Raw genomic sequence first — 22,456 nt, 5'->3', positions numbered from 1 at the left:
CAATAGAAGGTGAAAAGCAGTGAGCAGCAGTAGTTTTGATGTGTTGGTGGTAGGCGCAGGCATTGTGGGTTTGGCCCATGCTTATGAAGCCGCGCGCAAAGGCCTGAAAGTGTGCGTGGTGGACCGCGACGCGGCCTGCGTGAGCGCTTCGATCCGCAACTTTGGATTTGTCACCGTCACCGGCCAAGGTGCTGGCGACACCTGGCGCCGTGCGCGTTTTGCCCGCGACGTCTGGGCCGAGATTGCACCCCAAGCCGGCATCCGCGTGGTGCACGAAGGGCTGAACCTGGTGGCCACGCGCGACAAATCGGTCGACGTGCTCAACGCCTTTATGAAAACCGCCATGGCGCACGGCGTGGGCTGCTCGCTCTGGAGCCCCGAAGAAGCGGCGCGCCATGCGCCCGAGCTAAAGCTGGACCACGCCAAAGCCGTACTGCACAGCCCGATTGAAATGCGTGTGGAATCACGCGAAGCCATTGGCCAGCTCACCCGCTGGCTGGCCGAGGCCCATGGCGTGGTTTTCCGCTTTGGCGAAGCCGTGCTGGAAATCGCCACGCCCAAGGTGGTGACCGCCCAAACCACGCTGCATGCCGAGCGCGTGGTGGTCTGCACCAATGCCGACATTCATGGCCTGTACAGCGAGCTGTTTGCCAGACACCAGGTGCGCTTGTGCCAATTGCAGATGCTGCGTGTGCAGCCGCAAGCGGGTTTCAAGCTGAACGCATCCGTCATGGGCGACCTCAGCCTGGTGCGCTACCACGGCTACAGCCAGTTGCCCGAGGCGCAGCCATTGCTGCAAGAGCTGCAAAAAGAAGAGGGCGCCAGCCTGGACAACGGCATTCACCTGATCGTAGTGCAAAGCGCTGACGGCAGCCTGGTCGTTGGCGATTCGCACCACTATGGCGCGGCAGTGGGCCCGTTTGCGCACGACGCCGTGGACGAGCTGATGCTGCGCCACATGCGCGAGGCGCTGCACATCACCGATTACCGCGTGACCGAGCGCTGGGTGGGCATTTACCCGTCGGCGCCGAAAACCGACTGTTTTATCGAAGCTCCGGACGACGCCACCCGCGTTGCCGTGGTGACCAGCGGCACCGGAGCCAGCACCGGCTTTGGCGTGGCGCATGACACCTTCGCCGCCTGGTAAAGCACGCAGATATTGAGCACTATTTTTTGGATTGACGAGAAGAGGGGAGAGCACTCCATGACGAATTTTCACAACCCGCAGCGCGTACAAGCCGTTGTTTTTGATTGGGCCGGCACCATTGTCGATTTTGGTTCGCGCGCACCTATGGGCGCCTTTGTGCAACTGTTCAAAGACTTTGGTATAGACATCACGATTGCGCAGGCGCGCGGCCCCATGGGTTCGGCCAAATGGGACCATATCCACGCGCTGTGCAGCCTGCCCGAAGTAGCGGCGCAGTGGGAGCGCAAATACGGCAAGCCGGTGGCGACCAGCGATATCGACCATCTGTACGAGGTTTTCACGCCCATGAACGCCCGCGTGGTGGGCGATTTTGCCGACTTCATTCCCGGCGCACTCGACGTGGTGGCCAAGCTGCGCGCTGACGACATCAAGATTGGCAGCACCACGGGCTACAACCGCCCGATCATGGACATCTTGCAACCCATCGCCGCCAAAGCCGGCTACGCGCCCGACAACATCGTCTGCGCCGGCGACCTGGCTGCCGGCCGCCCCAGCCCCTTGATGATGTACCGCTGTTTTGCCGACCTGGGCGTGTGGCCCGCATCCACCGTGGTGAAGGTGGACGACACCGGCGTCGGCATCGCCGAAGGCCTGAACGCCGGCTGCTGGACAGTGGGCGTAGCCATCAGCGGCAACGCCAATGGCCTGTCGCTGCCCGAATGGCAAGCCCTGCCAACCGCCCAACAATCCGAAGTGCGCGCCACCGCCACCCGGCAGTTGCGTGACGCCGGCGCCCATTTCGTGATCGACAGCGTGGCCGATCTGCTGCCGGTGGTGGCACAGATCAACGAGCATTTGCAGCGCAAGGAGTTGCCAGCGCTGGCGGCTTGAGCCGCCCAGTTTCTGTGCCCATAGAAAAACCCGCTGCGAGGCTGACTCGCAGCGGGTTTTTTACTGGGTTTATTTACTGCTTGTCTTTATAGGTATCGCCCAGCACCACACCTTCGCGGCGCGGATCGGCGCCACCGGTCAGACGGGTTTCGCCGTTGCTGGACGTGCGGATCACCGTGCCCACGCCGCTCGATTGGGCGTTGACCGATACCGTGTGGCCCATGCCGCGCAGCGCGATGACCAGCGGATCGTTGTCGCCGCTGTTGGCCGCCAAAATGTTGGGGTGCTCGCCGCCGACGTTGGTGGTTTTGCTGTTGGCTGCGCCAAAGTTCACCATATTGGTGGCCTGTTGCGCGTCCATGCCCCAGTCCAGCGCGCCTACCAAGGTCTTGGTGACAAACTGGATGATGGTGCTGCCGCCAGGTGAGCCTGTCGCCATTTTGAAGGCGCCGGGCGTGCCATCGGCATTGGCTTCAAACACCAAGGTCGGCGCCATCGAGCTGCGGGGGCGCTTGCCAGCTTCCAGCTTGTTGGCAATCGGCAGACCGTCGGCGCTGGTGGGCGCGGCCGAGAAATCGGTCAGCTGGTTGTTCAGCACAAAGCCTTGCGTGACGTGGTAAGAACCCATGCCGGCCTCCACCGTGGTCGTCATGCTGACGACGTTGCCCTTGGCATCGACGATGGTCATGTGCGTGGTGCCGTTTTCATGCACGTTGCTCACACCCAGGCGCGCGCTGCCAAATTGGCCAGCCGTGGCCGTGCCCATGCTTTGCGTGCTGGACACCAGCGCAGCGCGGGATTTGAGGTAATCCTTGCTCAGCAGCGTGCTGTGCACTGGGCCGGGCAGGGGGGTGAAATCGGTATCGGCCACATAGACATCGCGGTCGGCATAAGCCAGGCGCTCTGCTTCGCTGACCAGGTGCACGCCCATGGCGGTGGGTTTGCCGCCTTCCACGTCCATGGCTGTGGGTTTGTGCGGTGCCAGATCGAAGTTCTCCAACACACCCATGGCCTGCGCCACAGCAATACCGCCAGACGATGGCGGCGGCATGCCGCAGATCACGTATTTGGCGCGGTAAGTGGTGCAGATGGCCTCGCGCTTTTTGGCCTGGTAGCCGGCCAGATCGGCCATGGTGGTAACGCCGGGCGTGATGGCGCTGCCGGTGGTAACGTTTTGCGTGACTGCAATTTTGTCGACAATGCCTTGGGCCACGGCACCGGTGTAGAAAGCATCGGCGCCGCCGGTGGCAATCTTGCTCAAGGTAGCGGCGTAGGCCGGGTTGGTGAAGGTTTGGCCCAGGGTCTTGGTGGTGCCGTCTGCGTTGAAATACAGCGCCAGTGCATCCGCATCAGCCTGCAGCGCGGTCTTGGCGCCGGCCAAAGCGTCCGACATGCGGCCGCTGACCTTGAAGCCGTTGGTGGCCAGATCAATACCGGGCTGGATCAGGTCCTTCCAGGGTTTGGAGCCGTGGTCTTTGTGCGCCATATCCAACATGCGCACAGCGCCGGGCGTGCCCACGGCGCGGCCACTGGCGCGGGCGCTCGGTTGCGGCGCGGTTTTGTCGCTGTCGCTGATGTAGCGCAGGTAATCTGGCGTGGCAGCGGCGGGCGCGGTTTCGCGGCCGTCATAGGCGGTCACTTTTTTGCTAGCCGCGTCGTAATACATCATGAAAGCGCCGCCGCCGATACCGCTCGATTGCGGCTCCACCAGGCCCAGCACCATCTGCACAGCCACTGCAGCATCCACCGCCGAGCCGCCAGATTTCAAAACCTCGCAACCAGCCTTGGAAGCCAGCGGGTTGGCTGTGACCACCATGTACTTGTGGCCCTCGACCACTTTTTTACCGGTGCGGTAGCCCGATGCCAGCTCGGGAAACGAAGGATCGCCGGGCAGGCCAGAGCCCACCACCACCGATCCATCCCCAGTTGTAGCCTCACAAGCACTGCTGACGAGCTGGTTGTCGCTATCGCTGCCCGAGCTGCCGCAGCCAGCCAAAGTCAGGGCAACAATCGAAGCCAGCGCCGCTACGCTGTAACGCGCAGGAATCGCAGAACGGATGGAACGCATGTATTTTTCTCCTCGGGTCAGTCCAAGCAGAAATTGTCTGAGGGAAATCAAACTTTGCGGCACGCAACGCACCCGCATTTACCCTGAAAAGTCTCGTAGCGGACTGGAGCAGAGCGCTTTTGGGCAAGTAGTGCTGATGGAAAGTAGGCAACTAGCGGTTGCTTAACTTCACAAGCTACTTAACATAATATACATCGTATTAATTAAGCAGCCTTTGGGCCAATAGGACATCAACAGAAGCAGTTACGGCTCTTTCCACGAAAACCCAGCGCGCCAAAAAAGCCTGCTCGCTGGGCTCGGTTCCATCACGGCGTATGCAGATCCGGGTCGTGTTTGTCGTTGCGTTGCTCTTCCACGCTTTGCAGCGCCTGGTCGAGGCGTTCGCTGGTCATTTTGGGCGCAGGTGGCACGCCGTGGTTGTCTTCCAGCGACTTCATCAGGTACTCGGCCATGCCTTGCAGTACTTCCAGATCGTCCTCGAACATGGTTCTGGGTTCGCGGTCGAGAATGCACAAGGCACCCAGCACGGCGGAGCGTTTGTAGCGCAACGGCACGGCGGCATAGAAGCGCACACCGTATTTGTCGACAAAGGAGTTATGCGTAAAACGCGGGTCGCGCAAGGTGTCTTCGATCACCAGCGATTCGTCATCGGCCACCACAAATGAAGCCAAGGCTTTGTCGCGCGCGATGCCGGTTTCGGCCAGCTCTTCGCTGGCTTCGTCCATCAGCGCGCCTGGTGTGTGGACCCAATCGCGGTCTACCCAGGCCACATGCGCCCAGGAAACCTGGAAAGCGTTGCAGGCCTGCTGGGCGGCGTCGCGGTACATGTCGAGATGACCCGGGTGCAGCACGCCACTTTTGTGCAAGGCCTTGAGGCGCTTGTCTTCATTGGCCGGGATTTCAGGCGCTACGGCTTGCTGCACCAGTTGTTCGTTGCCCGACTCCACCTGGATGCGCAGCACCAGTTCCTGGATGGTGCTGACGCCGTAATCGGCCTGGATGCTTTCGATTGCATTGGTTTCCAGCAGTTGGCCTTCGGTGTTCCACAGCGCCACCACAATGCCCATTTCTGGCCAGCGCTGGCGGATGCGCTTGCCCAGTTGGCGCAGCTTGGTTTGCGGGTGCGGGTTGAAGGTGCAGATGATCACCGCTTTGATGCCAGCCCAGTGCTCCAGATCTTCATCACGGGGCAAAACTGGCAGTGCCGCACTGTCATGGGCTGCGGGCAGACCGGCCAGTTGCAATGCATGGGCGGCCATGGCCGCAGCGTGTACGTCAATATCCCAGCGCAGGCCTACGCACAAGATGGCTGGTGCCTCTGCAGGTTGGGCGCCCTCTTCGCGCTTGCGTTTGCCGTTGGCTTGGGCCGGGTAATGTTCGCGCAGCTCTTCCACCAGTTCGGCTGTGCCTACGGCCAGGCGCAACCGGTGCTCGGCCGTGGATTGGTTCAGGTAGTTGCGGGCGGCGAGCTTGAGCGCGGGGATGGCCACGTCGTCATAAAAGCGCGTGACGGCCTTGGCCATTTCCAGCTTGCTGGGTTTGGAGGGCAGCTCTTCGTCGATGCTGCTGGTGGCTACATCCACGGCTTCGTCCACATCGCCGCCGAGCAAGCGCTGGAAGAGTTTTTGCGGCGGGTCGAACACCGCCTGGCTGCCCAACAGTATTTCAAAGAAGCCCAGCGCCGGTATGTAGCGGCCCAGCACCAGCAAGCAAACAGTCAGCGGCGTGGAAAGAATCAGCCCGATCGGCCCCCACAGTGCAGTCCAGAAGGTAGCGGCCAAGATGATTGACAGCGTAGACAGCCCAGTGCTCGATCCATACAACCACGGCTCGATGATGTTGTTGCTGATCAGCTCCAACAATAAGATCAGCGCCAAGGTCCACAAGAACAGATTCCAGCCCGGGTCTACCGCAAAGGCCAGCGTGAGCGGAAACACGGCCGAGACCATGGGGCCAATGTAAGGCACAAAACGCATCACCGCCGCCAGCGCGCCCCACAATATGGCGCCAGGCACACCAATCCACCAAAGCCCCAAAGCCATGGGAATACCGTAGCTGAGGTTCACAACGAACTGCATGCGCAGGTATTGGCCAATGCGGGTAGATGCTTCGTCCAGCGCATCGGTGGCCATGTGCACGTTGCGGCCCATCAGGCGCAGCAAGCGATCCTGGATTTCGCTGCGATCGAGCAAAATCAGAATCACGAACAGCAGCACAATGCCCGCCGTGGCTACCGGCTCCCCTACTTTGGCCAAGATGTCGAGCGCCTGCTGTGCGGGTTTGCTGGCCGGCCCCTGGATCTCTACCTTTTGCACGCGGTTTGCGCGTGTCTTGGCGTCGGGCTGGGTGATCTCGGTTTCGACGGTGCTGAATACCTTGACTGCGCCGTCAAAAATGCTCGGACCGTTGAAGTAGCCTTTGAGGTTGCGCAGTTTTTGGCGGATGGTGTTCTGGTACGTCGGCAGCTCGGCGCTCAGCTCGGTCACCTGACTGCCCACATACAAAGCGCCGGCGCCAATGCCGCCCAGCGCCACCGAGACCACCAGCAGCACGGCCAACATGCGCGGCAGGCCCCAGCGCTTGAGGCGGCTGACCGCCGGATCCAGCAAAAAGCCCAGCAAAGCAGCCAATGCCAAGGGCAGCAGCAGATCGCGGCCCACGTACAAACCCAGAATCACTACGGCGGCGATGACCAAGCCCACCATCAGCCGCAAGCCGGGCACCATCGACAGCAGCGGAGCCCAGCCCGGCGCTGTGTCACTGGCTTCGAGCATGCGCACACTGCCCTCTTCCTGTTTGCTGCGCTTGCCATCGGCCGGCAGGGCGGGCGTGGCTGGGGAAGGGTTACGCGGAGGCAAATCGGGCGGCATGGTCAACGCTGGTGGGTGCAGGGAAGGTTTGCTCTATTACACCCATAAATCCAGGACCCGCCTGTCATCCAGAGTTTATTTTTGTTGCGCCTTGTTCAAATCAGCCCACGCACCATGGCGCTTTGCACCGCATGGGCGCGGGAGCGCACATGCAGTTTGCGGTAGGTGTTGCGAATATGGGTGTTCACCGTCATCTGGCTGACCTGCAGGCGCTCGGCAATGACCGAGCTGGTGTTGCCGTCGGCCACCATGCGCAAGATTTCCGTTTCGCGCGGCGACAAGGGCTCCAGCATGGCGCCCGGCGCTGGCCTGGCCTCATCACCGCAGGCTGCCAGATCAAAACCATGCGGTTGCAGCAGACGCTTGGCCAACTGGGGCGACAAGGCGGCGCCGCCGTTGGCTACCTGCAACACCGATTGGGCAAAACTGCCAAACCACGAGTTTTTGAGTAAATAGCCTGCAACGCCTTGGTCAAATGCCTGGCGCATGTACAGCTCCTCTTCTTTGGTGGTGCAGACAATGGCCAGGCAGCGGGGTTGCTGGGTGCGTAAAAAATCCAGCAATTGGTAGCCCGAGCCGTCGGCCAGCTCCAAATCAAGCAGCAGCACGTCGATCTGGACCGAGCGCACCAGCCGCTTGCCTTTTTTGAAGCCCTGCGCATTGCCCACCATCTGCAGGCGCGGGTCTTGCGTCAGCTCTTGCTGCAGCACGCGGGCAAAGTGGATGTCGTCATCCACCACGGCCACGCGCACCGGTTTGTTTTTTTGCCCGACCAGAAACGACGGCCACAGCGACGGTGGGTTGCTGACCATCTCAAAGCCGTTGTCCAGCCCGTTCAAATCCTGGCCCGCCAGTGCCTGTTGTGCAAGCACCGTGTCCGGAATGTCTTCTGTATTGCTCACGTCCTACGTCTCCCCTGCCTCACCGATAGACAAAGCAAGCGCCATCGCGGCAGTTATTCAGTAATTCCTATTGTTAATCATAAATCAAATAGCAATTGATAATAAATATTTAACGTGGGATCTTGACTTTTAGGCTTGGATCAGTCATGCACCAATCACCCTGGAGAAGCCGGGAAAGCTGTTGCTGGGCGCCGAACCGCGCCTTCGCCACTGCTCAAACATGGCCTGTCTTGCAAAGCTCGGCTGGTCGGGCTCCACCGCAGGCGATGAGGCTCGTTGGCCAAAGCTCGCACCAGGCGTGTTGAGCGGAACTCAGGGCAGCGTGGCCGTCGATTCCAGCTTGGGCTGCTGGCCCATCACAATTTGCGCGGCAATGCGGCGCGTCAGCGGCTGCAGCACCGAGAAATGGTCTTCACCCGCTACCAGCACACATTGCACCTGGTCTGATTTGCGGGCTTGGCACAGCTCGGCCAGCGCAGGTACGTTGGCAGGCGGCTTGGCGCCTTCAATGATCCAGGTCGGTGCCGCTACCGCATGCATCCAGTGCTTGGGTGCACGCAGGCGCAGCTCTTCGTCGCCCAGCAGCTTCCAGTTCACCGGCAACTGATCGCGCGCATAAGTGCTGGGATCGGCCACCGGCCCAAAAGCGAAAACACCGGCAATCGGCAAACCGGTGCCCGCCGCCAACAAAGCCAAGGTGCCGCCCGTGCTGTGGCCGCCCAAATAGATCTTGGTCGGGTCTACATAAGGCAGTTTGGCCACGTGCAGCACGGCGGCGATTACATCGTCCACCTCGCCCCAAAAGTATTCGCGCGTGCCCGGGTTGCTGTTGCCGCCGCGCAATGCGGGGAACATCATCACCATGCCTGCCTTGCGGAAGGCGCTGGCACTTTGGTCGTTGCTTGGGTCGCCCTCGTTCCAAAAACGGCCCAAGGTATTGCTGTCACCGCCTGTCAACCAGACGATGGCCGGGTGCCGCTGCCCGTCCTTGGGATTGGGCGAGACAAAGCTGGCCAGCTCCATGCCGCCGCTTTGGTAGGTGCTGGGCACAAACAACTCAGCCGGTGGCTGCGGCAAAGCTTCGGGCTTTTCGGGTGCTTTGAGCAGCGCTTGGGCGACCTGCGTGCTTTTGCCGCTGCGCGCCTGGGCCAGGTTTTGCAGGCTGATGGCGCCCTGCCCCACTTGCTGGGCCACGGCCTGGTCCAGCTCGGCTTGCAGCTTTTGCTCCAGCGCCTGTTTGTTCTCGGTGGCTTCGCGCTGCGCACGCTGGGCAGCGCGCTCGGCCAGGTAAAGATCGTGCGCAGCCCGGGTTTCTCGGGTGATGCAACGCCGCGCCTGGTCTACCGCCAGACCCTCTTCGTTGGCTTTGTCCACCTGCGCCATAGTCAGCTTGACGCTGTCGCAAACGCTGTCCGATGCCGGCGCCGGCTTGGGCGGCCATTCCAGCGGCGTATTTTGCGCTGCTGCCTCCCTGGCCTCCAGCTTGGCTGCATAACCACGGTAGACCAGCTTGAGCCCGATCAACGCCGCAACCACCACGATCGCCAGCAAACGCAGCGTCGTGTTTCCCCTCGATATCTGCATGATTCCCCTCTTACAGCACCGCGCTTGGTTTATGGATGTAAAACGCCGCAAGCCCCTGGCGGAGCATGCGGCGCTGTGCGCGGCCTGGGCCCGATTATTTCTTCAAGCCCTGCAATTTGGCAAATGCCGAGGCCATGGCGCCTTGTTGTGCGGGCTGGTTGTTGCGTTGGGGCTGCGCGTATTCGTTACGGCCGCCGCGGCTTCCGCCATAGCTGTTGCCACGGCCTGCGCCTTCAAAGCGGTTGTCACGCGGGCCGTCGCGGCGGGCGGGAGCGGCGTCCAGCTTCATGGTCAGGCTGATGCGTTTGCGGTCCACATCCACCTCCAGCACCTTGACCTTGACGATCTGGCCGGTCTTGACCACTTCGCGCGCGTCTTCGATGAACTTGTGGCTCATCTGGCTCACGTGGACCAGGCCGTCCTGGTGCACGCCCAGATCGACAAAGGCACCAAACTGGGCCACGTTGCTGACCGTGCCTTCCAGCGTCATGCCTTCGCGCAGGTCCTTGATGTCTTCCACGCCGTCGTTGAAGCGGGCCACGACAAAGTCCGGGCGCGGATCGCGGCCGGGTTTTTCCAGCTCGCCCAGAATGTCTTTGATGGTGATGGCACCAAACTTCTCGCTGGCAAACTGCTCGGGCTTGAGCGCCTTGAGTACTTCGCTGCGGCCCATCAACTGGTCCACGGGCTTGCCGGTGGAGACAATGATCTGCTCCACCACCGGATAGGTTTCCGGGTGCACGCCGGTCATGTCGAGTGGGTTGTCGCCACCGCGAATGCGCAAGAAGCCGGCTGCCTGCTCAAAGGTCTTGGCACCCAGGCCGGCCACTTCCATCAGCTGCTTGCGGTTCTGGAACGAGCCATTCGCATCGCGCCAGCGCACCACCGATTTGGCCACCGAGCCGCTCAGGCCCGATACGCGCGTGAGCAGCGGCGCGGATGCGGTGTTCAAGTCCACACCCACGGAGTTCACGCAATCCTCGACCACCGCATCGAGCTGGCGGGCCAGCTCGCTCTGGTTCACATCGTGCTGGTACTGGCCTACGCCGATGCTCTTGGGGTCGATCTTCACCAGCTCGGCTAGCGGGTCTTGCAGGCGGCGGGCAATCGATGCCGCACCGCGCAGGCTCACGTCGATATCGGGCATTTCCTGCGCCGCAAACTCGCTGGCGGAATAGACGGATGCACCTGCTTCGCTGACGACTACCTTGTCGATCTTTTTATCTGCCTTGGCCGCGATCTTGATCAGATCTGCCGCCAGCTTGTCGGTCTCGCGGCTGGCGGTACCGTTGCCAATGGCGATCAGGTTGATATTGTGCTTTTCTACCAGGCGGGCGAGCACGGCCAGCGAGCCGTCCCAATCCTTGCGTGGCTCGTGTGGGTAGATGGTGGTGGTGTCCACCAGCTTGCCCGTACTGTCGACCACGGCCACTTTCACGCCAGTGCGGATGCCTGGGTCCAAGCCAATCACGTCGCGTTGACCAGCGGGTGCCGCCAGCAGCAGATCGCGCAGGTTGTCGCCAAACACCTTGATGGCTACCTTCTCGGCGTCTTCACGCAGGCGGCTGAACAGATCGCGCTCGGTCGAGAGGCTCAGTTTCACGCGCCAGGTCCAGGCCACACATTTGCGCAGCAGGTCGTCCGATGCGCGCTTGGCATGGCTCCAACCCAGATGCAGGGCAATCTTGCCTTCGGCCAGGCTCGGTTGGCCGGGTTCGGGCTCGATCGGCTGCACCAGCTTGGCTTCCAGAATTTCGAGCGCGCGGCCGCGGAAAACCGCCAGCGCGCGGTGCGAAGGCACGCGGCCAATCGGCTCGTCGTAGTCAAAATAATCGCGGAACTTGGCCACTTCGGGGTCGTTCTCGTTCTTGCTCTCGACCTTCTTCGATTTCAGCAGACCTTCGTCCCACAGCCATTCGCGCAGCTTTTGCACCAAGGCCGGGTCTTCGGCCCAGCGCTCGGAGAGGATGTCGCGCACGCCGTCCAGCACGGCAAAGGTGGTGCTGAAATCCGGGCCAGGTTTGCCGTCGTCCAGCGTGGTGGCGGGTTGGCAAAAGGCTTCGGCCTCTTTGTGCGGATCGAGCGTGGGGTCGGCAAACAGCTTGTCAGCCAGCGGCTCGATGCCGAATTCCTTGGCGATCTGGCCCTTGGTGCGGCGCTTTTGCTTGAAAGGCAGGTAAATGTCTTCCAGCTCTTGTTTGGTGGGCGCTTGGGCAATGGCCAGGCGCAATGCGTCGGTCAGCTTGCCTTGTTCGTCGATGGCTTTGAGCACCGTCTCGCGGCGGTCTTGCAGCTCGCGCAGATAGGTCAGGCGCTCGGCCAAGTCACGCAGTTGCGTGTCGTCCAGGCCGCCGGTCGCTTCCTTGCGGTAGCGGGCGATAAAGGGCACCGTGGCGCCGCCATCCAGCAGCTCGACCGCTGATTTCACCTGCGATTCAGCAACCTTCAACTCCGCTGCAATCTGCGCAATGATCTTTTGCATGCTCTGCTCTCGCTCCAATGCTTCTCTGGCAAAGCGGCAAGTGTGCCATAGGCGCTGCGCGCTACTGGGGATTTGCACAGGTATCGCAGCAAGATGCTATGGTGTTGATAGCTAAAATTCTATTGCCACCAATGCTTTTCCTAGTATTTGGCTCAAAAAGTAAAACAATGCGAGCGCGACAGACGCACCTTCTCAGGCGCCAAGCTCTACACTCTGCGTTGCTGGCCAGCACAGCAGAGCGTAGTGCAGCAGCGTAAAACCATGTCCAGTTCCAGCCCCGATCCTAATTTCGACCTGTTTGGCGAGCCCGTTGCAGCAACACCTGCCGAGGCCAAAGCCGCTGCGCCTGCGCCTGTCCGCAATGAGCGGGAGACAACCGCAACCGGCCGCACCTTAGCCGGCCGCACCTCAGGCGGCCCCGCCTTAGCCGGCCGCACCAAAGCAGTAGAACCTGCGCTGCCTTTGCTGGGCGAAGATTTGGCGCCTGCTTTGCCGGATTTGCTGCGCCTGGGCACCTCGTCCTGGTCTTTTCCCGGCTGGCAAGGCGCGGTCTGGGCCAAGGCCTATAGCGAACGCATTCTGGCGCAGCGCGGCTTGGGTGCTTATGTGCAGCACCCGCTGCTGCGCACGGTGAGCATAGACCGCAGCTTTTACCGCCCGCTGGCTGCGTCTGAATATGCGGTCTACGCGGGCCAGGTGCCAGCCGATTTTCGCTTTGTCGTCAAAGGTCCGGCCCTGGTGTGCGATGCCCAGGTGCGCAGCGAAGACGGCCGCGGCCGCGAGCTCAACCCGGTGTTTCTGCAGCCCGACTTGGCTTTGGACAGCTTTGTGCGCCCCGCGTGCGAAGGTTTGGGCGCCAACCTGGGCGTGTTGCTTTTCCAGCTCAGCCCTTTGCCGATTTCGCGCCTGGTAGATATGCAGCCCACGCTTGCGCAGTTGGAGCAGCTGGCGTTGGCCGTGCAAGCGCAGTTGGCACAAATGCCCGCTGCGCAGCGCCCGATTGTCGCCTTTGAGGTGCGCGACCCGGATTGGCTGCGCCCTGATGTCATGCCGCGCTTTGCCCAGATTTTGCGCAGCACGGGCGCCACCTACTGCCTGGGCTTGCACGCCAAAATGCCGCGCATGGCCGAGCAATTGCCCTTGCTGCGGGCGCTGTGGCCGGGCCCGCTGGTCTGCCGCTGGAACGTGAACCCGGTTTTTGGCCCTTACGGTTATGCCGACGCTGAGCAAAAACTGGCGCCTTTCGATCGTATTCAGCAGCCTGATGACGCCACCGTGCAGCTCTTGGCGCGCACCATTGCCGGCATTTGCGGCAAAGGCCAGCCCGCTTATGTCACGGTCAGCAACGAAGCCGAAGGCAGCGGCCCCTTGAGTATTCTGCGTTTGGCCGAGGCTTTGCAGGCTTTGGGCCAGAAATAGGAGAAATCGGGCCGGCTGTTTGCATCCGCTTGCGAAGTTTTTCGCAAATTTGCGCCAAATCAGGGACATGCGGCCAGCAGTGGTATTGGGCGGGCCTATCATTTCCGCACTGCAAAACGCCGCGTCTTGCAGCCACGACAACGCCAACTCTCGCCCGTTTACCCATGCGCCACCGCAACTCTTGCCGCCTTGCCAGCCTGGCGGCAACCTGTTTTATCAGTCTATTCAGTGCCATCAGCCCGCTTGCAGCCCAAGCCGGCGATTCAAAAATCAACTCTTTTGCTGTCGCCGACGCGGTGACCAATGTCCAGCTGTGCGGCGACCGCAACCACGGTAGCAAAAAAGCCGAGCAGCCCTACCGCGTGGTGCTGGGCGAGCAAAACGGCCAATCCGCCCTGTTTGTGCAGTGGATGAACCAGCCCGAAGGCGCTGACAGCTGGCGCGGCGTGGCCGCCCACACCATGGGTTTTGCCGAAATCAATGCTGACAAAACCGGCCTGACCCTGAGCAATCTGCGCTGCACTACACGCGGCAAAGGCATTGTGATCAGCGCCAACGTCAGCGGCGGCCCCAAAACCAGCAAGCGCCGTACCCTGCACCTGGAAGTGGGCCCGGCGCTGGAAAAGTACGAGATCAAGTTCACCCCGCCGCTCAAATAAGCCTGTGGCTTGGCCACGCAAATCGCGCCATGCGCAGCCCCCGTTTGGGAGCCAACGCATGGCGCGTTTCTTTTTGTACCTTGCCAAGGCGCAGTGTTCGCGTGCCTTGGCGGTTGGCAAGCTTACAAAATCCCCAGCGTCTTCACGTCTTTGGCCCAGCGCGTCAGCTCTTCGTCGATCAGGCGCTGAAACTCGGCCGGCGTGCTGGTTTCCGGCTCCACGCCCTGTTGGGCGAAGACCTCGCGCACTTCGGGCTTGGCCACAATGGCATGGATTTCACGTGCCAGACGGTCGATCACCGGCTGCGGTGTGCCGCCCGTGGTTAGCACGCCGTACCAGGAGGAAAACTGGTACCCGGGCAAGCCGGTTTCAGCCACCGTGGGCACGTCAGGCAGCGATTTCAAACGCTTGGCCGTGGTGACTGCCAGCATGCGCGTCTGGCCGGTGCGCACCGAGGCCAAGGCAGGCGGGATGCCGGAGAAAGCCATGTCCACCTGGCCACCGGACAAATCGGTAATCGCTTGCGAATTGCCTTTGTAGGGCACGTGCAGCATCTCCACCTTGGCCTGCTGCGCAAACAAGGCACCGGCCAAATGCAAGGTCGAGCCTTGGCCGCTGGAGCCATAGCTCAGCTTGCCCGGTTGCTTTTGCGCGGCGGCAATCACGTCTTTGGCGCTTTGATACGGCAATTTGCTGTTCACCAACAGCACGTTGCCCGAATCAGCCACCAAAGTCACCGCGGCCAAACCCGTACGTGGATCGTAAGGCGGCTTGGCCAGCAGGCTGGGCGCCACGGTTTGTGCGCCCATGGAGCCCAGCAACAAGGTGTGCCCATTGGGCTGCGCCTTGGCAACAATGTCGCCAGCAATCAAACCACCGGCGCCGGGCTTGTTCTCTACTACCACCGATTGGTCCAGGCGTTGCTGCAACTCTTTGGCAATCACGCGGGCCAGAATATCGTTGCCACCGCCGGCCGCAAAGCCCACCACCATGCGGATCGGGCCTGATGGGAAAGCGGGCTCTGCCGCTTGCGCACTGGCTGCAACACCAAACAAAGCGACAGCCGAGAGCAGCACACGGCGCTTGAAACAAAACTGCATACAACCCCCTTGGATTTTTTTGTAGAAAAAACTTACTTGGCAGCACCCGTTGCCGCCGTTACCTGCGGCGCAGCGGTGTCGGCCCGCTTGGCGTACTTGGCAGCCAAGATGGCGCACACCATCAGCTGCATCTGGTGGAACAGCATCAGCGGCAGCACCATCATGCCGACCGTGCTGCTGGCGAACAGTACCTTGGCCATGGGAACGCCGCTGACCAGGCTCTTCTTGCTGCCGCAGAACACGGCGGTGATCTCGTCTTCCTTGTTGAAGCCCAGGCGGCGCGAGACAAAGGTGGTCAGGCCCAGTGCCAGCGCCAGGATGATGGCGCAGATCACCAACAAGCCGATCAGCGTGCTGGCCGATACCTGCTTCCAGATGCCTTGTACCACGGCGGCGCTGAACGCGGTGTAAACCACCAGCAGGATGGAGCCCTGGTCGACCACCTTGGTCAGCTTGCCGTGCGCCTTGATGAAGGGGCCCACCCAGCGCTGCAGCAAATGGCCCAGTGCAAACGGCAGCATCAGTTGCAGCAGAATTTTGACGACCGCATCAACAAACGAGCTGCTGGCGCCGCTGTCCGTCACAAAAATGCTCACCAACAGGGGCGTGATGAACACGCCCAGCAAGGTAGAGGCCGAGGCGCTGCAAATGGCAGCCGGAATATTGCCGCGCGCCATGGACACAAAGGCAATCGACGATTGCACGGTCGATGGCAGCACGCACAAGAACATCACGCCCACATAAATGGCAGGCGAGACCAGCGGCGACAGCACCGGCTTGAGCAACCAGCCGATCAGCGGAAACATGACGAAGGTGCTGGCCACAATGAACAGGTGCAGGCGCCAATGCATGATGCCGTCGAGGATGGCCTTGCGCGAGAGTTTGGCGCCATGCAAGAAGAACAGCAGCGCCACGGCGCCGGTAGTCACTTTTTCGAGGGCCGATGCGGTAGCACCGGTGGCGGGCAAAAAACTGGCCAGCAGCACAACGGCGACCAGCATCAGGGTGAAGTTGTCGGGGCGGAATTTCATAGCCGCCATTGGACGCCAGTGGGGTGTAAAAGTAAAATTGATTTATAAGATAGATTAATGACTCTAGCTCATAAATATGACGGGCATGGCCGCTTTGCCGCCTGTCCCAACGCCTTTTCGCCACGCCATGCACGTCACCTTCCGCCAGTTGCAAGTTTTTTTGGCGCTCAGCCAGTGCCAGAGCTTCAGCCAGACCGGCCAGTCCCTGGGCCTCACCCAATCGGCCGTGAGCCGCGCCATGGTGGAGCTGGAAGGCCAGCTCAATGTGCGCTTGCTCGACCGTACCACGCGGGAAGTACTGCTGACCGATGCCGGCCAGCTCTTGGCCCAGCGCGTGGCGCCGCTGCTGCAAGAGCTGGGTGAAGCCTTGGCCGAAGTGGCCGATGTGGGCCACGCCGCACGCGGCCAAGTGCGGGTGGCCAGCAGCCCTACCCTGTCGGCAGCGCTCATGCCTGCTTGCATTGCCGCTTGCGGCCAGCAATTGCCGCAAGTGCAGTTGCAGTTGGTAGACCGTTTGCAGCAAGAAGTGCTGGCCCAGGTGCGCAGCGGCGAGGTGCACTTTGGTCTGGTGGTGGAGCCGCCTGAGTTGGGCGACCTGGAGCACATCACCGTGTTGTTTGACCCCTTTGTGGCAGTGCTGCCGGCCCAGCACGCGCTGGTACGCGACCAAGCCGACAGTGCCACCGTGGCGCTCAACTGGGCACAGCTGCAAGGCCAACCGCTGGTGTTGCTGGACCACGCATCCGGCAGCCGGCGCTTGATGGATGCCGCCTTGCTGCAGCACGGTTGTGGCCCCGAGCACTGCCCGGTGGTGCAGGAAGTGGGCCATGTCACCACCGCTTTTCGCATGGTGGAGGCCGGCATTGGCATCAGCATCATGCCGCGTTTGGCTATTCCGCCACATGGCCTGCCGGGTTTGCTGGTGGCGCAATTGCAGCCGCAGGTGCAACGCGCCATCATGCTGGTGCGGCGCCGCCAGCGCAGCTTGCCGGCAGCCGCCCAGGCGGTCTGGAATTTGTCGGCGGCCTTGCTGCAAGCGCCGCACCGGGCTGATGACAATGGTTCATCAATAGCGCCAGACCTACACATTGATGGTGGCTATGATGCTAAAAACTAGCCTTGGCCCAAGCCGCTACAACCATTCATCAGGAGGAAACCCATGGCCCCAGCCCGTACCCGAATCGCCGCCCTTGCCTGCGCTGCAGCGCTCACCGCCCTGCTCGGCGCCTGCGCCTCTACCGACCGCAGCACGCCGGTGGCAGAAGCCAATATCAAGCCGACGCAAGGCAACAACGTCAGTGGCACCATCAGTTTTTACCAAGCGACGCCCGACACCATGCGCGTGAACGTGCAAGTGAACGGCTTGGCACCGAACAGCGAGCATGGCTTCCATATCCACGAGCACGGCAACTGCTCGGCGCCTGACGCCATGAGCGCTGGCGGCCACTACAACCCCACGGCCAGCCAGCACGGCAAACATGGCCCGGATGTGCATGTGGGCGATCTGCCCAGCCTGGTGGCCAACCAGCAAGGCGTGGCGTACCTGAACTTCGAAACCAAGACCGTCTCCATCGGCTCGGGCAAGCCTACCGATGTTAAGGGCCGCGCCGTGGTGGTGCACAAGGACAAGGACGACTTCACCACCCAGCCCACCGGCAATTCCGGCGCGCGCCTGGCCTGCGGCGTGATCCAGTAAATCAACACCACGATGGCAGCCTGCGGGTTGCCGAAATTTTGCAAAGCCTGCCAGCCCTGTGCTCGCAGGCTTTTGCTTTGGGGCAACGCCCACTTGCCACCGCGCGCCGCAATCGGTGCACAATCGGCGCCATGAGCGAACTCTCCCACTCCATTGCCGACTTGCGCAAAAGCTACGAACGCGCAGAGCTGAACGAATCGGCCTCTTGCGCCGCCCCCATCGACCAGTTTGACCGCTGGATGAACGAGGCCGTGGCGGCCCAGGTGCCCGAGCCCAATGCCATGACGGTAGCCACCGTCGGCGCCAATGCGCGGCCGAGCACGCGCATCGTGCTCATCAAAGGCTACGACGAGCGCGGCATTGTCTGGTTCACCAACTACGACAGCCGCAAAGGCCGCGAAATTGCCGGCAACCCGTTTGCCGCTTTGATGTTCCACTGGGTGGAGCTGGAGCGCGTGGTGCGCATCGAAGGCCGGGTCGAGAAAGTCAGCGAAGAAGAAAGCGACGCCTACTTCAACAGCCGCCCGCTCGATTCGCGCATCGGCGCCTGGGCTAGCCCGCAAAGCCAGGTGATCGAGAGCCGCACCGTATTGGTCACCAACGCTGCCAAATTCGGCGCGCAGTTTTTGCTCAAACCACCGCGCCCACCACACTGGGGCGGCTTCCGCCTGGTGCCCGACACCTGGGAGTTCTGGCAAGGCCGCAAGAGCCGCCTGCACGACCGCCTGCGCTACCGTTTGGAAGGCGCAGACTGGCTGCGCGAGCGCCTCGCGCCTTGAACGCGCTGCACTCCATGGCAACCACGGCAGCTTCGCTGCGCTGGCTCACAGCAGATGATGCAGCGGCTTTTCAGGCTTTGCGCCTGGCCGCCTTGCAAGAAGCACCCTCGGCCTTTGGCTCCAGTTACCAGGAAGAAAAAGACGAAGCACTGAGTGCTGTGGCCCAGCGGCTGGCTCCTGCGCCCGGTCGCGGCATCGTCGGCGCCTGGGCAGGCGGGCAATTGGTCGGCACCTTGGCTATCCGCCGCAAAACCAGCGTCAAACAAGGCCACCAGGCTGTCATCTGGGGCGTCTACCTCGCCGCCTCTCAGCGCGGCCAAGGCATTGCCCAAGCCATGCTGGCCGAGGCCCTGGCCTTTGCCAGGCAGCAAACCGGGCTGCTGCAAATCCACCTGGGCGTCACCACCAACAACACCAGCGCATTGCGCCTTTACCAAGCCGCAGGTTTCAGCATTTATGGCACTGAGCCGGCGGCGCTGTGCATTGACGGGCAGTTGTTTGATGAGTATTTGATGGTGCTGCGTTTGGCGCCTCAGGGCTGAGGGCTCCTGCGCGATGGTTAGCGTGGTCAGCCCAGCTTCAACAACTGCGCCAGACCTAACAAAATCAACGGAATAGTCAGCAGCGCCAAGCTGGTAGATACGGCAATGCTCGCCGTTACCTCTTCGCGCCCCACTTCGTAGCGCTGGGTAAAGAGGAACACATTCGCGCCAACCGGCAAGGCGGCAGCCGTAGCCAGCACCACCAGCGGCAAGCCGCGCAAACCCCATAGCCAGCCCACAGCGAGCAAGACGACAGGGTGCAGCACCAGCTTGACCATGGCGATGCGGCTGGCCTGCTTTACGTAGCGGCCCACGGCGCTGTAGAACAAGGTGATGCCGACCAGCATCAGCGCAATCGGGCCCAAGGCCTGGGCCAGCATTTGCAGCGATTTGTCCAGCACCTCGGGCAGTTGCAGGCCGGTTTGCGCAAACAGCAGGCCGCAGATGATGGGCAGCGGAATCGGGTGGATGATGCCGTTTTTCAGCGCCCGGCCTACGGTGGTGGCCATGGCGCGGTAGTTGCGTTGGCCGCCCTGCGCGGCCTGCTGCTGGCGCATGACGGCCAGCTCAAAAACGATGGTGGCCGAGGTCATCAAAATCAGCGCATGCACCGAGACAATGGTGAACAGCGTCACCAGCCCTTGCTCGCCAAACACCATGCCCACCAGCGGCACGCCAATCATGATGTTGTTGCTGAAACAGTGCGCCAAGGCGCGCGCTGCCCCCAAGGTGGTAAAGCCCTGCCAAAACAAGGTAGCCACGAACAGCAGCCCGGCGGCGAGAAAGTAGACCGCAATTGTCTCCAGGTTCAGCTCTTGCACGCGTACCTGGCTCATGGTGCGGAACAGCAATGCCGGCGTCAGGATCAGGAACACGATGTTCGACAAATCTCGCACCGAGCTGGCCTTGACCCAACCTAGCCGCCCCGACAGATAGCCCAGCGCAATAAACAACACCACCGGAACCAAAGACACCATCACCGCCATTGCGCAGACCTTTTGTTTTTTGCAGCGGCGATTATCGTCGCTGCCTATCTGCCTTTGTAGCTGGAGTGCAAAGGGAGTGGAACGAAGGTTGGTCTGTGGTGGCCAGACCTAGAAATGATTTTTCCAGGATTTTTGGGACCTTGCTATCGAGACCGTTATTGCCTGCTTGCGCGGATTGCAGAAGGCTTTGTTGGATTACCGCCCCGTGCTTTTGCGAGCGGCGTAAGAAAAAGGCCATGACAGCAAAAGTCATGGCCTTTTCCCTGCGCTGAGCGCTTATTAACCGCGAGTCATCGCGTCCACCACCTGTTGCAGCGCTGCGGGATCTTCCATGGTGGAGAGATCGCCGGTTTCGCGCTTTTCCGCCACGGCTTGCAGCGCGCGGCGCAGCAGCTTGCCGCTGCGGGTTTTGGGCAGCATGCTGACGAAGAATACGCGCGCCGGCCGAGCCACCGCGCCCAGTTGCGCGTCAACGTGGCCGCAAACCGATTTTTCCAAAGCGGCGCAAGCGGCGGCATCACCGGCCACGTTGTTGTCGCGGGCCACGGCAAAAGCCAAGGCCACCTGGCCTTTGAGGCTGTCGGCCACGCCGACCACGGCTACCTCGGCAATGCTGGCGTGGCCGGAGATGCTTTCTTCGATCTCGCGTGTGCCCAGGCGGTGGCCAGCCACGTTGATCACGTCGTCGGTGCGGCCCAGGATGAAGTAGTAGCCGTCCTTGTCGCGCACGCCCCAGTCGAAGGTGCTGTAGACCTGGCGGCCTGGAATGCTCTTCCAGTAGGTGTTGACAAAGCGCTGGTCGTCGCGCCAGATCGTCATCAGGTTACCGGGCGGCAGCGGGCCTTCGATGGCGATCACGCCTTTTTGCATGGGCTCGGTCAGCTCCGCGCCGGTTTCGCCGTCGATCAGCTTGACGTTGTAGCCATAGACCGCCTTGCCGGGGCTGCCAAAGCGCGACGACTGCTTTTCCACGCCATTGCACAGCGTCAGGATCGGCCAGCCGGTTTCGGTTTGCCAGTAGTTGTCGATGATCGGGCGCTTGATGGCGTCGCTGATCCAGGCGGCAGTCGGCTCGTCGAGCGGCTCACCGGCCAGCCACAGCGCTTGCAGGCTGGAGAGATCGTATTTGGTGAGGTATTCAGGGTCGGATTTTTTCAGCACGCGGATCGCGGTGGGCGCCGAGAACATGTGCGTCACCTTGTACTTCTCCACCAGGCTCCACCAGATACCGGGATCGGGGCGGACAGGCACGCCCTCGTACATGATGGTGGCCATGCCGCCAATCAGCGGCGCGTAGATGATGTAGCTGTGGCCCACCACCCAGCCGATGTCGCTGGTGCAGAAAAAGGTTTGGCCGGGTTTGGCGTCAAAGATCGCCGGCAGGCTGGAAGCCAGGGCCACGGTGTAGCCGCCGGTGTCGCGCTGCACGCCTTTGGGTTTGCCGGTGGTGCCGCTGGTGTAGAGCGTGTAGCTCGGGTGCGTGGAATCCACCCATTCGCAAGGCACTTGTGCATCGAGGTGCTGGGCGCGCAGATCGGTCCACAAATGGTCGCGGCCGGCCTCCATGGCCATGGGCGCCAGGCCTCGGTCCACCATCAGCACGGCCTTGGGCTTGTGGCTGGCCAGGGCGATGGCTTCGTCGAGCAGCGGCTTGTAAGGCACTACGCGGCCAGCACGCGAGCCGGCATCGGCGCTGACGATGACCGTTGGCTGCGCATCGTCAATGCGCGTTGCTAACGAGCCGGAGGCAAAACCGCCAAACACCACCGAGTGGATGGCGCCGATTCGCACGCTGGCCAGCATGGCGATGGCGGCCTCGGCGATCATTGGCATGTAGATTTGCACGCGGTCGCCCTTTTTCACGCCCAGCGCTTGCAAGGCGGCGGCCATGCGCTGCACTTCGGTGTGCAGTTCGGCGTAGGTGTAGGTGCGCTCGGTGTTGGTTTCGGTCGATACCGCAATCAGCGCAGCCTGGTCGCCGCGTGCGGCCAAGTGGCGATCCACCGCGTTGTGGCACAGATTGGTCTGGCCGCCCACAAACCAGCGCGCAAACGGCGCGTTGCTGTAGTCGCAAATCTGCTGTGGTGGCACTTTCCAATCGATCAACTGCGCCTGCTCGGCCCAGAAGGCGTCGCGGTCTTCAATCGATCGGCGGTGGAAATCGGCAAAGGAAGTCATCGGGTTTTGTCTCCGGAAAAATGCTTGTGCCCCATTATTGGCCCCAGGCTTTCAGCGTGCTGACAATGGAGCCTCTTTGTTGCCCATACAACCTTATGGTTTTCCCCAGGGTGGAAGTGCAA

17 protein-coding genes are annotated in these 22,456 nt (G+C 61.7%); 8 read left to right on the top strand and 9 right to left on the bottom strand.

The window, feature by feature from the left end:
• The first annotated feature begins 19 nt into the window (after positions 1-19).
• Together ACFIQF_RS02450 and phnX are read left to right on the top strand one after the other, a co-directional pair.
• Positions 20-1,147, top strand: a complete 1,128-nt coding sequence (locus ACFIQF_RS02450) for a TIGR03364 family FAD-dependent oxidoreductase (RefSeq protein ID WP_393939744.1) — start codon at positions 20-22, stop codon at positions 1,145-1,147.
• A gap of 57 nt (positions 1,148-1,204) precedes the next feature.
• Entirely contained in the window at positions 1,205-2,038 is an 834-nt protein-coding gene (gene phnX / locus ACFIQF_RS02445) for a phosphonoacetaldehyde hydrolase (protein ID WP_393939742.1), read from the top strand.
• A gap of 73 nt (positions 2,039-2,111) precedes the next feature.
• On the opposite strand, the gene ggt is transcribed toward phnX, so the two are convergent.
• From ggt to ACFIQF_RS02420, 5 genes are all read right to left on the bottom strand, one after another.
• Entirely contained in the window at positions 2,112-4,106 is a 1,995-nt protein-coding gene (gene ggt, locus ACFIQF_RS02440; protein ID WP_393939741.1) for a gamma-glutamyltransferase, read from the bottom strand.
• A gap of 305 nt (positions 4,107-4,411) precedes the next feature.
• Entirely contained in the window at positions 4,412-6,976 is a 2,565-nt protein-coding gene (locus tag ACFIQF_RS02435) for an AI-2E family transporter (RefSeq protein WP_393939739.1), read from the bottom strand.
• Positions 6,977-7,071: 95 nt separating this feature from the next.
• Positions 7,072-7,878 carry a LuxR C-terminal-related transcriptional regulator gene (locus ACFIQF_RS02430; RefSeq protein ID WP_393939737.1) on the bottom strand — a complete coding sequence of 269 codons (807 nt, stop codon included), beginning with the start codon at positions 7,876-7,878 and terminating at the stop codon, positions 7,072-7,074.
• Positions 7,879-8,190: 312 nt separating this feature from the next.
• Complete coding sequence (locus ACFIQF_RS02425; protein ID WP_393939735.1) at positions 8,191-9,462, bottom strand: alpha/beta hydrolase family protein; 1,272 nt, start codon at positions 9,460-9,462, stop codon at positions 8,191-8,193.
• 94 nt (positions 9,463-9,556) lie between these two features.
• Positions 9,557-11,944 carry a Tex family protein gene (locus tag ACFIQF_RS02420; RefSeq protein WP_393939733.1) on the bottom strand — a complete coding sequence of 796 codons (2,388 nt, stop codon included), beginning with the start codon at positions 11,942-11,944 and terminating at the stop codon, positions 9,557-9,559.
• 261 nt (positions 11,945-12,205) lie between these two features.
• On the opposite strand from ACFIQF_RS02420, the gene ACFIQF_RS02415 reads away from it, so the two are divergent.
• Entirely contained in the window at positions 12,206-13,363 is a 1,158-nt protein-coding gene (locus ACFIQF_RS02415; protein WP_393939732.1) for a DUF72 domain-containing protein, read from the top strand.
• Between the two features lie 296 nt (positions 13,364-13,659).
• Complete coding sequence (locus ACFIQF_RS02410; RefSeq protein WP_393939731.1) at positions 13,660-14,022, top strand: hypothetical protein; 363 nt, start codon at positions 13,660-13,662, stop codon at positions 14,020-14,022.
• A gap of 122 nt (positions 14,023-14,144) precedes the next feature.
• Here ACFIQF_RS02410 and ACFIQF_RS02405 read toward each other — a convergent pair whose 3' ends face one another.
• Positions 14,145-15,122 (bottom strand): Bug family tripartite tricarboxylate transporter substrate binding protein, encoded by a 978-nt coding sequence (locus tag ACFIQF_RS02405; protein WP_393939730.1) that lies wholly within the window; start codon positions 15,120-15,122, stop codon positions 14,145-14,147.
• 32 nt (positions 15,123-15,154) lie between these two features.
• Positions 15,155-16,162, bottom strand: a complete 1,008-nt coding sequence (locus ACFIQF_RS02400; protein ID WP_393939728.1) for a bile acid:sodium symporter family protein — start codon at positions 16,160-16,162, stop codon at positions 15,155-15,157.
• 67 nt (positions 16,163-16,229) lie between these two features.
• Here ACFIQF_RS02400 and ACFIQF_RS02395 point away from each other — a divergent pair, with 67 nt between their 5' ends.
• The 4 genes from ACFIQF_RS02395 to ACFIQF_RS02380 all read left to right on the top strand — a co-directional run bounded on the left by ACFIQF_RS02395 (position 16,230) and on the right by ACFIQF_RS02380 (position 19,170).
• Positions 16,230-17,270 carry a LysR family transcriptional regulator gene (locus ACFIQF_RS02395; protein ID WP_393939727.1) on the top strand — a complete coding sequence of 347 codons (1,041 nt, stop codon included), beginning with the start codon at positions 16,230-16,232 and terminating at the stop codon, positions 17,268-17,270.
• 42 nt (positions 17,271-17,312) lie between these two features.
• Positions 17,313-17,849 (top strand): superoxide dismutase family protein, encoded by a 537-nt coding sequence (locus tag ACFIQF_RS02390; RefSeq protein WP_393939726.1) that lies wholly within the window; start codon positions 17,313-17,315, stop codon positions 17,847-17,849.
• A 131-nt stretch (positions 17,850-17,980) separates the two neighbouring features.
• Positions 17,981-18,628, top strand: coding sequence for a pyridoxamine 5'-phosphate oxidase (gene pdxH, locus ACFIQF_RS02385; RefSeq protein WP_393939725.1), 648 nt, complete (start codon positions 17,981-17,983; stop codon positions 18,626-18,628).
• A 14-nt stretch (positions 18,629-18,642) separates the two neighbouring features.
• Positions 18,643-19,170 (top strand): GNAT family N-acetyltransferase, encoded by a 528-nt coding sequence (locus ACFIQF_RS02380; protein WP_393939724.1) that lies wholly within the window; start codon positions 18,643-18,645, stop codon positions 19,168-19,170.
• A gap of 26 nt (positions 19,171-19,196) precedes the next feature.
• Here ACFIQF_RS02380 and ACFIQF_RS02375 read toward each other — a convergent pair whose 3' ends face one another.
• Both ACFIQF_RS02375 and ACFIQF_RS02370 read right to left on the bottom strand, forming a co-directional pair.
• The gene (locus tag ACFIQF_RS02375; RefSeq protein ID WP_393939723.1) at positions 19,197-20,156 is read right to left on the bottom strand and encodes an AEC family transporter; all 960 of its coding nucleotides are present in this window, start codon (positions 20,154-20,156) and stop codon (positions 19,197-19,199) included.
• Between the two features lie 279 nt (positions 20,157-20,435).
• Positions 20,436-22,334 (bottom strand): propionate--CoA ligase, encoded by a 1,899-nt coding sequence (locus ACFIQF_RS02370; RefSeq protein ID WP_393939722.1) that lies wholly within the window; start codon positions 22,332-22,334, stop codon positions 20,436-20,438.
• Between the last annotated feature and the right edge of the window lie 122 nt (positions 22,335-22,456).

It is taken from the genome of Comamonas trifloxystrobinivorans, from assembly GCF_043359985.1.
Taxonomy (GTDB): domain Bacteria; phylum Pseudomonadota; class Gammaproteobacteria; order Burkholderiales; family Burkholderiaceae_C; genus Comamonas; species Comamonas trifloxystrobinivorans.
This window is presented reverse-complemented; position numbering and strand designations above follow the sequence as displayed.

What these genes read in the sequence shown, in the direction of transcription:
- phnX (WP_393939742.1), top strand. Translation starts at nt 1,205, where the DNA reads ATGACGAATTTTCACAACCCGCAGCGCGTACAAGCCGTTGTTTTTGAT.
- ggt (WP_393939741.1), bottom strand. Translation starts at nt 4,106, where the DNA reads ATGCGTTCCATCCGTTCTGCGATTCCTGCGCGTTACAGCGTAGCGGCG.
- ACFIQF_RS02435 (WP_393939739.1), bottom strand. Translation starts at nt 6,976, where the DNA reads ATGCCGCCCGATTTGCCTCCGCGTAACCCTTCCCCAGCCACGCCCGCC.
- ACFIQF_RS02425 (WP_393939735.1), bottom strand. Translation starts at nt 9,462, where the DNA reads ATGCAGATATCGAGGGGAAACACGACGCTGCGTTTGCTGGCGATCGTG.
- ACFIQF_RS02420 (WP_393939733.1), bottom strand. Translation starts at nt 11,944, where the DNA reads ATGCAAAAGATCATTGCGCAGATTGCAGCGGAGTTGAAGGTTGCTGAA.
- ACFIQF_RS02415 (WP_393939732.1), top strand. Translation starts at nt 12,206, where the DNA reads ATGTCCAGTTCCAGCCCCGATCCTAATTTCGACCTGTTTGGCGAGCCC.
- ACFIQF_RS02405 (WP_393939730.1), bottom strand. Translation starts at nt 15,122, where the DNA reads ATGCAGTTTTGTTTCAAGCGCCGTGTGCTGCTCTCGGCTGTCGCTTTG.
- ACFIQF_RS02400 (WP_393939728.1), bottom strand. Translation starts at nt 16,162, where the DNA reads ATGGCGGCTATGAAATTCCGCCCCGACAACTTCACCCTGATGCTGGTC.
- ACFIQF_RS02395 (WP_393939727.1), top strand. Translation starts at nt 16,230, where the DNA reads ATGACGGGCATGGCCGCTTTGCCGCCTGTCCCAACGCCTTTTCGCCAC.
- ACFIQF_RS02390 (WP_393939726.1), top strand. Translation starts at nt 17,313, where the DNA reads ATGGCCCCAGCCCGTACCCGAATCGCCGCCCTTGCCTGCGCTGCAGCG.
- pdxH (WP_393939725.1), top strand. Translation starts at nt 17,981, where the DNA reads ATGAGCGAACTCTCCCACTCCATTGCCGACTTGCGCAAAAGCTACGAA.
- ACFIQF_RS02380 (WP_393939724.1), top strand. Translation starts at nt 18,643, where the DNA reads ATGGCAACCACGGCAGCTTCGCTGCGCTGGCTCACAGCAGATGATGCA.
- ACFIQF_RS02375 (WP_393939723.1), bottom strand. Translation starts at nt 20,156, where the DNA reads ATGGCGGTGATGGTGTCTTTGGTTCCGGTGGTGTTGTTTATTGCGCTG.
- ACFIQF_RS02370 (WP_393939722.1), bottom strand. Translation starts at nt 22,334, where the DNA reads ATGACTTCCTTTGCCGATTTCCACCGCCGATCGATTGAAGACCGCGAC.